The organism is Streptomyces sp. NPDC051310 (genome assembly GCF_044455245.1).
Lineage (GTDB): Bacteria > Actinomycetota > Actinomycetes > Streptomycetales > Streptomycetaceae > Streptomyces.
On the sequence record NZ_JBITEO010000005.1, the window covers coordinates 164,175 to 178,176 of the forward strand.

Annotated in this window: 12 protein-coding genes; 1 reads left to right on the forward strand and 11 read right to left on the reverse strand. The window is 72.2% G+C overall.

All coding sequences use genetic code 11. The features are described from left to right. Window positions 1–30 precede the first annotated feature (30 nt). The 4 genes from ACIA79_RS09830 to ACIA79_RS09845 form a co-directional block, all read right to left on the reverse strand. Window positions 31–2,004 (reverse strand): hypothetical protein, encoded by a 1,974-nt coding sequence (locus ACIA79_RS09830; protein ID WP_399427641.1) that lies wholly within the window; start codon window positions 2,002–2,004, stop codon window positions 31–33. A 164-nt stretch (window positions 2,005–2,168) separates the two neighbouring features. Beyond that, on the reverse strand, window positions 2,169–2,537 hold the full coding sequence (locus tag ACIA79_RS09835) for a DUF6113 family protein (RefSeq protein WP_399427642.1): 369 nt from the start codon (window positions 2,535–2,537) through the stop codon (window positions 2,169–2,171). Beyond that, window positions 2,534–3,418, reverse strand: coding sequence for an N-acetyl-1-D-myo-inositol-2-amino-2-deoxy-alpha-D-glucopyranoside deacetylase (gene mshB / locus ACIA79_RS09840; RefSeq protein ID WP_399427643.1), 885 nt, complete (start codon window positions 3,416–3,418; stop codon window positions 2,534–2,536). Before mshB ends, ACIA79_RS09835 begins: the two co-directional genes overlap by 4 nt. Window positions 3,419–3,491: 73 nt before the next feature. Next, window positions 3,492–3,686, reverse strand: a complete 195-nt coding sequence (locus ACIA79_RS09845) for a hypothetical protein (protein WP_031078461.1) — start codon at window positions 3,684–3,686, stop codon at window positions 3,492–3,494. Between the two features lie 157 nt (window positions 3,687–3,843). Here ACIA79_RS09845 and ACIA79_RS09850 point away from each other — a divergent pair, with 157 nt between their 5' ends. Further along, the gene (locus ACIA79_RS09850) at window positions 3,844–5,970 is read left to right on the forward strand and encodes a prolyl oligopeptidase family serine peptidase (RefSeq protein WP_399427645.1); all 2,127 of its coding nucleotides are present in this window, start codon (window positions 3,844–3,846) and stop codon (window positions 5,968–5,970) included. Window positions 5,971–6,001: 31 nt separating this feature from the next. Here the strand turns inward: ACIA79_RS09850 and ACIA79_RS09855 are convergent, their stop codons facing one another. From ACIA79_RS09855 to ACIA79_RS09885, 7 genes are all read right to left on the reverse strand, one after another. Next, window positions 6,002–7,111, reverse strand: coding sequence for an ABC transporter ATP-binding protein (locus tag ACIA79_RS09855; protein WP_399427646.1), 1,110 nt, complete (start codon window positions 7,109–7,111; stop codon window positions 6,002–6,004). Beyond that, the gene (locus ACIA79_RS09860) at window positions 7,092–8,078 is read right to left on the reverse strand and encodes an ABC transporter ATP-binding protein (RefSeq protein WP_399427647.1); all 987 of its coding nucleotides are present in this window, start codon (window positions 8,076–8,078) and stop codon (window positions 7,092–7,094) included. The genes ACIA79_RS09855 and ACIA79_RS09860 overlap by 20 nt, the downstream gene beginning before the upstream one ends. Window positions 8,079–8,084: 6 nt before the next feature. Further along, on the reverse strand, window positions 8,085–9,047 hold the full coding sequence (locus ACIA79_RS09865) for an ABC transporter permease (RefSeq protein WP_399427648.1): 963 nt from the start codon (window positions 9,045–9,047) through the stop codon (window positions 8,085–8,087). Next, window positions 9,040–9,963, reverse strand: a complete 924-nt coding sequence (locus ACIA79_RS09870; protein WP_399427649.1) for an ABC transporter permease — start codon at window positions 9,961–9,963, stop codon at window positions 9,040–9,042. The genes ACIA79_RS09865 and ACIA79_RS09870 overlap by 8 nt, the downstream gene beginning before the upstream one ends. A gap of 28 nt (window positions 9,964–9,991) precedes the next feature. After that, complete coding sequence (locus ACIA79_RS09875) at window positions 9,992–11,608, reverse strand: ABC transporter substrate-binding protein (protein WP_399427650.1); 1,617 nt, start codon at window positions 11,606–11,608, stop codon at window positions 9,992–9,994. 185 nt (window positions 11,609–11,793) lie between these two features. After that, window positions 11,794–12,942 (reverse strand): ABC transporter ATP-binding protein, encoded by a 1,149-nt coding sequence (locus ACIA79_RS09880; RefSeq protein ID WP_399427651.1) that lies wholly within the window; start codon window positions 12,940–12,942, stop codon window positions 11,794–11,796. Then, on the reverse strand, window positions 12,935–13,990 hold the full coding sequence (locus tag ACIA79_RS09885; protein WP_399427652.1) for an ABC transporter ATP-binding protein: 1,056 nt from the start codon (window positions 13,988–13,990) through the stop codon (window positions 12,935–12,937). The genes ACIA79_RS09880 and ACIA79_RS09885 overlap by 8 nt, the downstream gene beginning before the upstream one ends. Between the last annotated feature and the right edge of the window lie 12 nt (window positions 13,991–14,002).

The window sequence follows — 14,002 nt, forward strand, 5'->3', positions numbered from 1 at the left end:
CCGGGGGCCGGAGAGCGTCCGTTCCCAGGGCTATCCCTGGGGGTCGAGCTCGATCGTCTCCGTGCGCTCCGCGGGGGTCTTGCCGAGCAGGGCCGACTGCAGGGCGTGCGCCACGTCGGCGGACGAGACCTGGTGCTTTTGGCCGTCGCCCTTGGTGATCATGACGCCGTCGAAGACGCCGTCCAGCAGTTCGTCGATCGCTTTCCTGTCGTAGACCTCGACCAGGCGGCCGTTGACCGGCTTCATGGACAGGATCTTCGGCAGCGACCTGGCCGGGCCGAACTGGATCTGCTTGCCGCCGGCCTTGATGGTGACCAGGCCGGACATCGCGGGCTGGGCGAACTCCTTCATCGCCCGGTCCAGTTCGGCCTCGGTGATCGTCGGCTGCTTGGTGGTGACCGGCAGTTCGACCACGTTCTGGCGGCCGGTCTCCACGTGCGCGCGGTACGCGTCGCGGACCGAGATCATCGAGCGCCCGACGTCGAGGGCCTGGCCCGCCTTGCCGGGGACGGCGACGGCCCGGTTGGGCTCGAACCTGATCGTGCCCTCGGTGGCCGAGCCGGAGGTGCCCGCGAGGTCCGCCAGGGCGACCCCGAGCTTCTCCTCGTCGACCGGGAACACCGGCTGGGCGACGCGTTCGGCCCCGAAGAGGGAGCCGATCACCGACACCGGGTTGTAGTCGCTGCCCGCGGCCGCGCGGACGGTCTCCTGGCTGTCCAGGGACAGGCCGGCCTTGTCCGGGGCCAGCTGCTCCTTCTTGCCGCCCACGGAGAGCTGCAGCGGCTCGGAGGCGCGCTCGCCGAAGGCGGCCTCGAGCTTCTGGACCGCCTCCTCCTTGGTGCCGCCGCCGACGTCGACACCGAGGACCGTGGTGCCCTTGGGGACCTCGGAGTGGTTCAGCAGCAGGCCCGCGCCGTACGCCACGCCCGCCAGGGCGAACACGGCGGCACCGAGCAGGACCAGCTTCGAGCGGCCCTTCTTCTTCGCGGCGGGCGCCGACTGCGCGGCCGGGGCCGGTGCGGGGGCGGGCTCCGGCCGGTCCGCCGCCGGGTACGGGGCGAGCGGCTCGTGCTCGCCGTGCGCGGCGGCCTGGGCCGGTCCCGTCACCGGGAACGGCGAGGGGGACGGCGTCCGGTGGTCCGCGGGCACCACCGGGATGCCGCTGGTGAGCGTGTCACCGGAGACGTGCCCGCCCGGCGGCGGAACGGCGCGTCCGGGCGCCGGGGTGCGGGCCGGGGCCTGCGCGTACCCGGGCTCGTACCCGGACCTGTCCGGCCCGGGGCCGGGCCTGCCCTCCGGTCCGGGCCCGCGGCCCGGCTCGGGGGCCGGCTTCTGCGGGGTCAGTACGGCGGTGTCGTCCGACATGCGCGGCACGGCGCCCATGGTGCCGGTCGCCGGTCCGGTGGTCGGCCCGCTGGGGGCGGCCGGGCCGGCTCCGTACCCGGGCGCGTCCGCCATCGACGCCAGGTCCTCCAGCGAGCTGCGGGGACGCGGCGCCGCGCCCGCGGGCGCGGGCGGCGTCTGCGCGGCCGGGGCGGGGGAGGGCGCGGGCGCCGGCGGCTTGCGCGGGGCGAACCAGTCGCTCGTCGGCTTCTCCTGCGCAGGCGGCCCGGACTGCGCGCCCGGCGCGGACTGCGCGGCCGGCCGGCCCGGCGCCGGCTGCTCGGGCCGGCCCGGCTCCGCCGCCGGCTGCGCGGACGGTGCCGCGTCCTCCTCCGGCGCGGGCGCCGTGTCGGTGGTCCCGCCGCCGTTCATCGGCTTGCGCATGACGACCGGCGGGATCGGCCGCGAACCCGGGATGTTGATCCGGATGCGCGTGGTCAGTGTGGTCTCGGTCCTGGGCTCGTCCGGCTCCGCGGCGGCCCGGGCCGACTCCTCCGGAGCGTCCTGCGTCGGGTGCAGCGACGGGTACTGGCGCGTTCCGTACGGCGGTGTACCGGAGGGGTACGCGGCTCCGCCGCGCCCCTGGGGGCCGGAGGACGAACTGTCAGTTTCACGACTCAAAGCAGGTTCTCCCGGTTGGCTCCGCCGCCCGCACTCACACCCGCGGGCGCCCGGCGGCGCGCACCACCATACTGGCCGCCGCCGGAACGTACCCGGTGCCCGGGGGAACGGCAACGGTCATTCCGGCCGAAGTCCGGGCGGTACGGGCACCTCCAGGGCGGTTCTCAGGTGCCACGCCGGCCCGGCGGACCGCCCGGCGGGGGCGTCCGGATCGCCGTGGCGCAGATCACAGCGACAGCCATGCCGCCGAGCAGGTAGACCAGCTCGACGATGCCGCCGGCGAAGACGCCGTCGCCCTCGGGGCGGCCGAGGCTGAGCACCACGACCGCGACGAGCCAGCCGGCCGCAGCCGCGCCCACGCCGACCGTGGTGCCGGTGAGCCGCAGACCGCCGTAGAACAGGCCCGCGGTGCCCGCCAGCGCCAGCAGCAACCCGCCCGGGACCCAGCCGCTTTGGACGAGCGAGCCCGCGGCACCGACCACCGCCCCGAGCACCAGCAGACCGGTGTACGACAGGGCACGTGCGGCGCTCACGAGGCCACCCCCGCGAAGAGGTCGTGCTCGCGCTCGCCCGGCCGCGCGCCGGAACGGCCCTGCGCCAACTGGTAGTACTCCGTGGTGAAGAGCGGCTGCCCGAGCTCGTTCGACAGGGCGAAGAACGCACCGTCCACGGTGATCTGGGTGGCGTGCGCCCGCATCGCGGCCGCCTTCCGCTCGGCGTAGGGGGTGCCGTCGATCTCGGTCGTGACGAGCGCGTCGTCGACGACCCCGGGAACGTCCCCCACCGCGGCGGACCGCGCGAAGACCCCCGCGGCCCGCAGGCGGGCGAAGCCCTCCTCGGCGACCGTGCGCGGCACCCGGTTCCAGTAGACCTTGGCGATCTCGTACGGGTCGCCGAGGTCTCTGCGGTAGGCGCGCTCCGCGGCGAGTTCGGCGGCGCGCACGGCGACCCGGTGGGCCTGGATGTGGTCGGGGTGGCCGTAACCGCCGTCCGGGTCGTAGGTGATGAGCACCTGCGGCCGCACGGACCGGATCACCTCGACGAGGTACGGCGCGGCCTCGTCCACCTCCGTGTGCCAGAAGGCACCCTCGCGGTGGTTCTGGGGGGCACCCATCATGCCCGAGTCGCGGAAGCGGCCCGGGCCGCCCAGGAAGCGGTGGTCGGTGACGCCCAGCTCCTTCATCGCGGCGGCCAGTTCGCCGACGCGATGGGGACCGAGCCGGTCCTCCCGGTCGGGTGCCAGGTGGGCGAGGCCGGGCGGGATGACCTCGCCCTCCTCGCCGCGTGTGCAGGTCACGAGGGTGACCTGGGCGCCCTCGGCCGCGTACTTGGCCATGGTGGCGCCGTTGTTGATCGACTCGTCGTCGGGGTGCGCGTGCACCAGCAGCAGACGACGGGCGGGCAGTTCCGTCATACGGACACCCTAGGCGGTGTCCCGCCGGCCCGGCCCGACCGACGGGGCACCCCCGAGAAGCCGTCCGGGGGCCTCAGAACTTGATGCCACCGATCATGCTGGCCACGTTGGTGGTCAGCTCGCTGATGGTGGGGGCGATGGAGGAACTGGCCAGGTAGAACCCGAGCAGCATGCAGACCGCCGCGTGCCCGCCCTTCAGGCCGGACTTCTTGATCAGCAGGAAGACGACGATCGCCAGCAGCACCACCGCCGAAATCGAGAGTGCCACGGCGGTTCACCTCCATACATATTCGGTCCGGACCGGGCAGCGAGCATGTGCCGGATGGTTCATACCCACCCGGTGCTACGGATCATAACTATCCGTTCCCAGGCATCGATCGGTGCACAGCAGCACATGGGGGCGCACGACCGCTAGTTTCGGACGCATGACCTCCAGGCAGCAGCTCTCGTTCCCCCGCCAGTACGCCAGGACCCAGCGCTACTCACTGGGCGCACCCCGGGCGTTCACCGTCTCGCCCGACGGCCGGCGCGTGGTCTTCCTCCGCTCCCCCGGCGGCACGCAGCGCGCGCACCACCTGTGGGTGCTCGACCTCGACGGCGAGGTGCGCGAGCGCCCGGCCGCCGACCCCGGGGCCCTGCTGGGCGGCGCCGAGGAGGAGTTGTCCGAGGAGGAGCGGGCGCGCCGCGAGCGCAGCCGGGAGGGTGCGGGCGGCATCGTGGCCTACGCGGTGGACGCGGCCGTGGAGTTGGCGGCGTTCGCGCTGTCCGGGCGGCTGTTCGCGGCGGAGCTGCGGGCCGGCACGGCGCGTGAACTGCCCGCGCGCGGACCGGTGATCGACCCGCGCCCCTCGCCGGACGGGCGGCACATCGCGTACGTGGCGCAGGGCGCGCTGCGGGTGACCGGTGCGGAGGGCGAGGGCGACCGCGCGCTGGCGGAGCCGGAGGAGGCGGGTGTCACCTACGGGCTCGCGGAGTTCGTCGCGGCGGAGGAGATGGGCCGCTCGCGCGGTTTCTGGTGGGCGCCGGAGTCGGACCGGCTGCTGGTCGCGCGGGCCGATGACAGCGCCGTGCGGCGCTGGTGGATCCCGGACCCGGCGCATCCGGACCGCGCGCCGGCCGAGGTGGCGTACCCGGCGGCCGGGACGGCCAACGCGGAGGTGCGGCTCTTCCTGATGGGTCTGGACGGGTCGCGCGCGGAGGTCGGGTGGGACCGGGAGCGCTACCCGTACCTGGCGCGGGTGCACTGGTCGCCGGCCGGGGCGCCGCTCCTGCTGGTGCAGAGCCGCGACCAGCGCACACAGCTGTACCTGGCCGTGGACACGGAGTCCGGGACGACGCGGACGGTGCACGTGGACGAGGATCCGGACTGGCTGGAACTGCTGGCCGGTTCGCCGGCCTGGGCGCCGGACGGGCGGCTGGTGCGGATCGCGGACGAGGGCGGGGCGCGGGTGCTGGCGGTGGGCGACCGCACTCTGACCGGCGCCTCGACGCACCTGCGGGCGATTCTGGACATCGGGGACAACGACGTCCTCGTCCAGGCGTCGGCGGGCGAGGAGGCCCGCGACCCGGAAATTGGCGAGATTCATGTGTACCGGGTCAATGAACTCGGCGTCGAGAGACTGTCGGAAGGCCCGGGTGTCCACACGGCGGTGCGGTGCGGCGCGGTCACCGTGCTCGCGTCGGCGCGCCCCGCCTCGCCGGGGTGGGAGGTGCGCGTGCTGCGGGACGGCCGGCAGGTGGCCGGGATCGCGTCGTACGCCGAGACCCCGGTGCTCTCGCCCCGGCTGACGCTCACCGAGTCGGGCCCGCACCGCATCCCGTGCGCCGTGCTGCTGCCGAGCACGTACGAGGAGGGTGACGGACCGCTGCCGGTGCTGCTGGACCCGTACGGCGGGCCGCACGGGCAGCGGGTGGTGGCCGCGCACAACGCCTACCTGACGTCGCAGTGGTTCGCCGAGCAGGGCTTCGCGGTGGTCGTGGCGGACGGGCGGGGCGCGCCGGGCCGCTCACCCGCCTGGGAGAAGGCGATCAGGGACCGGCTGACGCTGGCGCTGGACGACCAGGTCGAGGCGCTGCACGGGCTGGCGGACCGCTTCCCGCTGGACCTCGGCCGGGTGGCGATCCGGGGCTGGTCGTTCGGCGGCTACCTGGCCGGGCTGGCGGCGTTGCGCCGGCCGGACGTCTTCCACGCGGCGGTGGTGGGCGCGCCGCTGACCGACCAGCGGCTGTACGACACGCACTACATGGAGCGGTACCTCGGCCTGCCGCAGGAGGCACCGGAGGTGTACGAGGCGAACTCGCTGGTGTGGGACGACGGTCTGGTGCAGCCGCAGGAGCCGGCGCGGCCGATGATGCTCGTCCACGGCCTGGCGGACGACAACGTGGTGGTGGCCCATACGCTGCGGCTGTCGTCGGCGCTGCTGGCGGCGGGGCGGCCCCATGAGGTGCTGCCGCTGACGGGCGTGACGCACATGACGCCGCAGGAGCAGGTGGCGGAGAACCTGCTGCTGCTCCAGGTGGACTTCCTGAAGCGGAGCCTCGGGATGACGTAGGCGGGCAGCGGGCGGCGCCCCGGCCGGTCCGTCACCCGGGATCGAGGACCGGTCCGGCGAGCCGGCCGGGCAGGCTCCCGGCGGCCGGCTTCTCCTCCGCGAAGTGGCACGCGGAGTCGTGCCGCGCCGGGCCCGGCAGCGGCGCCGGCCACGCCGGGACCGCCAGCGGCGGGACCTCCGCGGCGCACTTGTCCCGCGCCTTCCAGCAGCGGGTGCGGAAGCGGCAGCCGGACGGCGGATCGGCGGGGGACGGCACGTCACCGGTGAGCAGGATGCGGTCGCGCCGGTCCCGGGCCGCCGGGTCGGGCACGGGGACGGCCGACAGCAGGGCCTGGGTGTACGGGTGCGTGGGGTGGTCGTAGATCTCGGTGTCGGTGCCGATCTCGACGATCCTGCCGAGGTACATCACGCCGACCCGGTCGGAGATGTGCCGCACGACGGACAGGTCGTGGGCGATGAAGAGGTAGGAGAGGTCGAACTCGTCCTGGAGCCGGGCCAGCAGGTTGATCACCTGGGCCTGCACCGACACGTCCAGGGCGGACACCGGCTCGTCGGCCACGATGATCTCGGGCCGCAGGGCCAGGCCGCGGGCGATGCCGATGCGCTGGCGCTGGCCGCCGGAGAACTGGTGCGGGTAGCGGTTGATGTGCTCGGGGTTGAGGCCCACCACGTCGAGCAGCTCGCGCACCCTGCGGCGCCGGTCGCCCCTGGGGGCCACCTCGGGATGGATGTCGAAGGGCTCGCCGATGATGTCGCCGACGGTCATCCGGGGGTTCAGGGACGTGTACGGGTCCTGGAACACCATCTGGATGTTGCGGCGCACCGCCTTCAGCGCGCGCCCGGACAGCCTGGTGATGTCCTCGCCCTTGTAGAGGATCCGCCCGGCCGTGGGGCGCTCCAGGTGGACGAGCATCCTGGCGACGGTGGACTTGCCGCAGCCGGACTCGCCCACGATGCCGAGCGTCTCGCCCCGGTCCAGGGTGAAGTCGACGCCGTCGACCGCCCGGACGGCGCCGATCTGCTTCTTGAGGACGATGCCCCGGGTAAGGGGGTAGTGCTTGACGAGCCCGCGCACTTCCAGCAGCGGCGTCCCGGGCGCGGTCGCCCCCCGCACGGGCGGCTCAGGGGGCGGTGGTGTCATGGAGGGTCTCCTTCCAGAAGTGGCACGCGCTGCGCCGGTCCTCGGAGACCTCGTACAGCGGCGGTTCCTCGGTGCGGCACACGTCCTGGGCGCGCGGGCAGCGGGGGTGGAAGGCGCAGCCGGGCGGGATGGCGAGCAGGTTCGGCGGCAGGCCCTGGATGGCGTACAGCTCCTTGCCCTTGTGGTGCAGGCGCGGGATCGAGTCGAGCAGGCCCTGGGTGTACGGGTGGGCGGGTGCCTGGTAGACGTCGTGGACGGGGGCGGTCTCGACGATCCGGCCCGCGTACATGACCGCGATCCTGTCGGCGACGTCGGCGACGACGCCCAGGTCGTGGGTGATGAGGATCAGGCCCATGCCCAGCTCGCTCCGCAGCTCGGCGAGCAGGTCCATGACCTGGGCCTGGACGGTGACGTCCAGGGCGGTGGTCGGCTCGTCGGCGATGATCAGGTCCGGTTCCAGCGCCATGGCCATCGCGATCATGATCCGCTGGCGCATGCCGCCGGAGAACTGGTGCGGGTACTGGCCGGCCCGTTCACGGGCCGCGGGGATGCGGACCCGGTCCATCAGCTCCACGGCCCGGGCGCGGGCGGCCTTCTTCGACATGCCCCGGTGGACCACGAACATCTCGCCCAGCTGGTCGCCGACGCTGAGCACCGGGTTCAGCGCCGACAGGGCGTCCTGGAAGACCATCGCCATCCCGGCGCCGCGGATCCGGCGCCGGGCGTCCTCCTTGAGCGGGAGCAGGTCGCGCCCCTGGAAGAGGATCTCGCCGCCCGTGATACGGCCGGGCGGGGTGTCGAGGATGCCCATGACGGCCTGGGCGGTGACGGACTTCCCCGAGCCCGACTCGCCGAGCACGGCCAGGGTCTCGCCGGAGTCGACCGCGAAGGAGACGCCGTTGACGGCGTGCGCCACCCCGTCGCGGGTGCGGAACTCGACGTACAGGTCGCGGACTTCGAGCAGCATGGGGGCCTACCGGAGCTTGGGGTCGAGGGCGTCGCGCACCGCGTCGCCGAGCATGATGAACGCGAGCACGGTGATGCTCAGGGCGCCGGCCGGCCACAGCAGCATGTGCGGCGCGTTGCGGATCTGCGGGGCGGCGTTGGAGATGTCGATGCCCCAGGAGACGGTCGGCGGCCGCAGCCCGACGCCCAGGAAGGAGAGCGTGGCCTCCAGGGCGATGTACGTGCCCAGGGCGATGGTGGCCACGACGATGACGGGTGCGACGGCGTTGGGCGCGACGTGGCGCAGCAGCATGCGCCCGCTGCCCGCGCCGAGCGCCCGCGCCGCCTGGACGTAGTCGTGCTCCCTGGCGGTGAGGACGGCGCCGCGGGCGATGCGGGCGACCTGGGGCCAGCCGAGCAGCACGATGAAGCCGACGACCGGCCACACGGTGGAGCTGGTGACGACGGAGAGGAAGACCAGGCCGCCCAGGACGACGGGGATGCCGAAGAAGACGTCGGCGGCGCGCGAGAGCAGGGCGTCCCACCAGCCGCCGTAGAAGCCGGCGAGCCCGCCGAGGAGGCTGCCGAGCAGCGCGGCGCCGAGGGTGGCGCAGACGCCGACGGTGATGGAGGCGCGGGCTCCGTGGATGGTGCGGGTGTAGACGTCGCAGCCCTGGGTGTCGTACCCGAACGGGTGGCCGGGGGCAGCGCCCGCCTGCGACTTGGACAGGTCGCACCGCAGGGGGTCGCCGCCGGCGAGGATCTGCGGCCAGAGGGCGATCAGGACGAGGAGGACGATGAGGAGGGCGGAGACGAGGAAGACGGGGTTGCGGCGCAGCTGGTGCCAGGCGTCGCTGCCCAGGGACCGGGGGCGGCCGGTGGCGTCGGGGGCGCCGGCCTCCAGGGTCTCCGCCTCGCTCAGCGCCAGGTCCATGGCGCCTCCCGCGCCGGCCGGGGCGATGATGTCCTTCGCGGGGTCGCGCTCAGGCATAACGGATCCTCGGGTCCAGTACCGCGTACAGCAGGTCGACGAGCAGGTTGGCCACCAGGAACACGATCACGAGGATCGTCACGAAGCCGACGACGGTGGGTGAGTTGTTGCGCAGGATGCCCTGGTAGAGCTGGTAGCCGACGCCGTGGATGTTGAAGATCCGCTCGGTGACGATGGCGCCGCCCATGAGGGCGCCGATGTCGGCGCCGATGAAGGTGACGACGGGGATGAGGGAGTTGCGCAGCACGTGGCGGGTGATGACCCGGTGGCGCGGCAGGCCCTTGGCGACGGCGGTGCGGACGTAGTCGGCGCGGACGTTCTCGGCGATGGAGGTGCGGCTGAGCCGGGTGACGTAGGCGAGCGACACGAGGGCGAGGACGGTGCCCGGCAGGATCAGCTCGTCGAGGCGGGCGTCGATGGAGACCGACGGGCTCACCCAGCCCCATTTCACCCCGAACAGGAACTGCAGCAGGTATCCGGAGACGAACGTCGGCACTGAGATGACGACGAGGGTGAGCACCAGCAGGCCGGTGTCGAGGGGGCGGCCGCGCTTGAGGCCGCTGATGACGCCGAAGGTGATGCCGATGACGATCTCGATGGCGACGGCGACGAGGGTGAGCCGCAGGGTGACGGGGAAGGCCGACGCCATCAGCTCGGTGACCTGCTGGCCGTTGAAGGCGGTGCCGAAGTCGCCCTGGAAGATCTGCCCCATGTAGTGCAGGTACTGCTTCCACAGGGGCTGGTCGAGGTAGAGGTCGTGGCGGATGCGGGCGGCGGTGGCCGGGTCGGGGGCGCGGTCGCCGAAGAGGGCCGCGACCGGGTCGCCGAGCGCGTACACCATGAAGAAGATGAGGAAGGTGCTGCCGATGAACACCGGGATCATCTGGAGCAGCCGCCGGATCACGTAGCGTCCCATGGGGGCTCCGGTCGTCGGTCGCGGGGGTTCAGCTGACCTTGATCCGGTCGTAGACCGGGACGCTGAACTGGTTCAGGGCCACGTCGGAGAGCCGCTCGGAGTAGCCGGCGCTGCCGTTCTGGTACCAGAGCGGGATGACCGGCATCTGCTCGCCGAGGACCCGTTCGGCGGCCTGGAAGTCGTTCACCGCCGCGGCCGGGTCGGATGCGCGGTTGGCCCGGTCGACGAGGGCGTCGAACCGTGGGTCGCTGAACTTGCCGTAGTTGGCGGAGCCGCCGGTGTAGTACAGCGGCTGGAGGAAGTTCTGGATGAGCGGGTAGTCGGCCTGCCAGCCGGAGCGGAAGGGGCCGCTCATTTTGTAGGTCGTCGTGCGGTTGCGGTAGTCGGCGAAGGTGCCGACGGGGTCGACCGTGCAGACCGCGCCCTTGCCCAGCGTGTTGTTGACGCTGTTGCAGACGGCGTCCATCCAGGCGCGGTGGGAGCCGGTGTCGACGTTGGAGCTGAGCGTGAGCCGGCCGCCGGGCAGGCCGCCGCCCTCCTCGATGAGCCTCTTCGCCTCGCGGGGGTTGTACGTGCAGGCGTCGCCGCACAGGTCGCGGTAGCCGCCGTCGCCACCGAGCGCCGGGGAGGTCCAGTCCTTCGCGGGGGTGCGGGTGCCCTGGTAGATCTGCCGGGTGATCTCGGCCCGGTCGATGGCCATGGACAGGCCGCGGCGGACCTTCTCCATGCCCGGCTTGGACCACTCCGGCCGGTACATGGGGAAGGCGAGGGTCTGGATGATGAGGGCGGGCTGGTTGATGTAGCGGTCGCCGAGGTCGCTCGCGACGTTCTTGAGCGCTTGCGCGGGTACGTCGTCGACGAGGTCGAGGTTGCCGGCCATCAGATCGGTGTAGGCGGTGTTGTTGTCGGTGTAGACGTTGAGGTCGACGCCGCCGTTGCGCGCCTTGTCGGGGCCCGGGTAGGCGTCCCAGCGGCGCAGCTTCATGCCGGCGCCCTTCCGGTAGGACGTCACCGTGTAGGGGCCGTTGCCGACGGGCTTGTTCAGCCAGCCGGCGTGGTCGGTGAAGAAGGAGCGGGGCAGGGGTACGAACGCCTGGTACCCGAGGGTCTCCGGCCAGGTGGAGAACGTGTCCTTCAGGGTGGCGGTGAAGGTCCGGGCGTCCTTGACGACGAGTCCCTTCATCGTCCGGGCCCGGGGGTCGCCGGAGGCGGGGTGGACGTCGTCGTAGCCCTCGATGTTGCTGAAGAAGGGCGCGTTGTTCTGCTTGTTGTCGATGTGGGCGCCGTAGTTCCAGGCGTCGACGAAGGAGCGGGCGGTGACCGGCTCGCCGTTGCTGAAGGTCCAGCCCTTCTTGAGGGTGACCGTGAAGGTCCGGGAGTCGGCCGTCTCGATCTTCTCGGCGACCATGTCCTCGGCCTCGCCGGTCACGGGGTCGTACCGCTTGAGGCCGCGGAAGAGGAGGTCGAGGACCTTGCCGCCCTGGACCTCGTTGGTGTTGGCGGGCTCGATGGGGTTCTGGGGGTCGCCCCAGGAGGAGCGCACGATGCCGTCGGCACCGCCGGCTGTGCCGCCGCCGCAGCCGGTCGCCGCGAGGACGACGGCCACGGCGCAGGCGGCCGACCTGACGTGCGTGGCTCCGCGCATGGGGTGCCTCCCGGTGGTCCTCGGTCTCGCCCTAGGCCCACATACCACCCCATACGGTGCGCGAGCGCACGCCGTACCCGTCCGTCCGGGCACGGCACCACCCGCATGCGGGAGGGTGCCGTACACGCGCGGGTGCCCCGGGCCGCTGACGGCCCGGGGCACCCGCGTTCACGTGGACCGGTGGGTCACGCCGCGTGGACGACGTCCTTCTCCTCGGCGAAGTGGCACGCCGACTCGTGCGCCGCCGGGGTGTCGGCGCCGCGGAATCGCTCCGGGATCGCCAGCAGCGGGACCTCGGTGGCGCACTTGTCCTGCGCCTTCCAGCAGCGGGTGCGGAAGCGGCAGCCGGACGGCGGGTTCGCCGGCGAGGGGACGTCTCCGGTGAGGATGATCCGCTCGCGGCCCTCGCGGGCCTCCGGGTCCGGCACGGGCACCGCCGACAGCAGCGCCTGCGTGTAGGGGTGCGTCGGGTGGTCGTAGATCTGCGTGTCCGTACCGATCTCGGCCATCTTGCCGAGGTACATCACGCCGACCCGGTCGGAGATGTGCCGCACGATCGACAGGTCGTGCGCGATGAAGATGTAGGACAGGTTGAACTCGTCCTGCAGCTTCTCCATCAGGTTGATCACCTGCGCCTGCACCGACACGTCCAGAGCGGACACCGGCTCGTCGCAGATGATGATCTCGGGGTTGAGCGCGAGGCCGCGGGCGATGCCGATGCGCTGGCGCTGACCGCCGGAGAACTGGTGCGGGTAGCGGTTGATGTACTCGGGGTTCAGGCCGACCACGTCGAGCAGCTCCTGCACCTTGCGGCGCCGGTCGCCCTTGGGGGCCACCTCGGGGTGGATCTCGAAGGGCTCGCCGATGATGTCGCCGACGGTCATCCGGGGGTTCAGGGACGTGTACGGGTCCTGGAACACCATCTGGATGTTGCGGCGCACCGCCTTCAGCGCGCGGCCGGACAGCCTGGTGATGTCCTGGCCCTTGTAGAAGATCTCGCCCGCGGTGGCGGTCTCCAGCATCATGAGCACCTTGGCGACCGTGGACTTGCCACAGCCGGACTCGCCCACGATGCCGAGCGTCTCGCCCTGGTAGAGGTCGAAGGAGACCCCGTCCACGGCCTTGACCGCGCCGATCTGCTTCTTGAACAGGATGCCCTGGGTCAGCGGGAAGTGCTTGACCAGGTTGCGTACCTGCAGGATCGGCTCGCCGCGCTCGACGGGGGCCTCGATCGCCTCGACGGCCGCCGTCTCGCCGGCCGGCTCCACGGTCTCCACCTCGGTGACGTTCGGGGTCGGGTCCACGGCGTCGTCCTTCTTGCTGATCTCAGCCATGGATCGTCTCCTTCCAGAAGTGGCACGCGCTGCGGCGGCCCGGCAGTTCGGAGCCGTCCTGCTCCGTGACCGGCACCAGGGCCGGGGAGTCCGTACGGCAGATGTCCTGCGCCCGGATGCAGCGCGGGTTGAAGGCACAGCCGGACGGCACGTGCAGCAGGTTGGGCGGCAGACCCTTGATCGCGAAGAGCTCCTGGCCCTTCTGGTCCAGGCGCGGGATCGAGTCGAGCAGCCCGCGGGTGTACGGGTGGGCGGGCCGCTTGTAGAGCTCGTGGATCGGTGCCTGCTCGACGATCCGGCCCGCGTACATGACCGCGATCTTGTCCGCGACGTCGGCGACCACGCCGAGGTCGTGGGTGATCAGGATCAGACCCATGTTGTACTCGCGCTGGAGCTCCGCGAGCAGGTCCATGACCTGGGCCTGGACGGTCACGTCGAGCGCCGTGGTGGGCTCGTCCGCGATGATCAGGTCCGGCTCCAGAGCCAGCGCCATGGCGATCATGATGCGCTGGCGCATACCGCCGGAGAACTGGTGCGGGTAGTCGTCGACGCGCTGCCTGGCCGCGGGGATCTTGACCCGCTCCATCAGCTCGATGGCCTTGACCTTGGCGTCCTTCTTGGACATCCCCTGGTGGACGCGGAACATCTCGCCCAGCTGGTTGCCGACGGAGAAGACCGGGTTCAGGGCCGACAGGGCGTCCTGGAAGATCATGGCCATCTTGGGCCCGCGGAGCTTGCGGCGCTCGTTCTCGGGCAGCGTCAGGATGTCCTGGCCGTGGAAGAGGATCTCCCCCTTGGCGACCCGCCCGGGGGGCGAGTCGAGGATGCCCATGATGGCCTGCGCGGTGACGGACTTGCCGGAGCCGGACTCGCCGAGCACGGCGAGCGTCTCACCCGCCCGCACGCTGTAGTTGACGCCGTTGACCGCCTTGACGACGCCCTCACGGGTCTTGAACTCGACGTGCAGATCGCGCACTTCGAGCACGGGGGTCTCGTCGTCCGCGTCCGGCCGGCGGGGCACTTCAGCGGTGACCTCGGTAGCAGTCATGTGTGCCGCCCT

Excerpts from the sequence above, each read along its gene's own strand:
- ACIA79_RS09885 (WP_399427652.1), bottom strand. The coding sequence starts at position 13,990 with ATGACTGCTACCGAGGTCACCGCTGAAGTGCCCCGCCGGCCGGACGCG.
- ACIA79_RS09860 (WP_399427647.1), bottom strand. The coding sequence starts at position 8,078 with ATGCTGCTCGAAGTCCGCGACCTGTACGTCGAGTTCCGCACCCGCGAC.
- ACIA79_RS09865 (WP_399427648.1), bottom strand. The coding sequence starts at position 9,047 with ATGCCTGAGCGCGACCCCGCGAAGGACATCATCGCCCCGGCCGGCGCG.
- ACIA79_RS09880 (WP_399427651.1), bottom strand. The coding sequence starts at position 12,942 with ATGGCTGAGATCAGCAAGAAGGACGACGCCGTGGACCCGACCCCGAAC.
- ACIA79_RS09855 (WP_399427646.1), bottom strand. The coding sequence starts at position 7,111 with ATGACACCACCGCCCCCTGAGCCGCCCGTGCGGGGGGCGACCGCGCCC.
- ACIA79_RS09870 (WP_399427649.1), bottom strand. The coding sequence starts at position 9,963 with ATGGGACGCTACGTGATCCGGCGGCTGCTCCAGATGATCCCGGTGTTC.
- ACIA79_RS09875 (WP_399427650.1), bottom strand. The coding sequence starts at position 11,608 with ATGCGCGGAGCCACGCACGTCAGGTCGGCCGCCTGCGCCGTGGCCGTC.
- ACIA79_RS09850 (WP_399427645.1), top strand. The coding sequence starts at position 3,844 with ATGACCTCCAGGCAGCAGCTCTCGTTCCCCCGCCAGTACGCCAGGACC.
- mshB (WP_399427643.1), bottom strand. The coding sequence starts at position 3,418 with ATGACGGAACTGCCCGCCCGTCGTCTGCTGCTGGTGCACGCGCACCCC.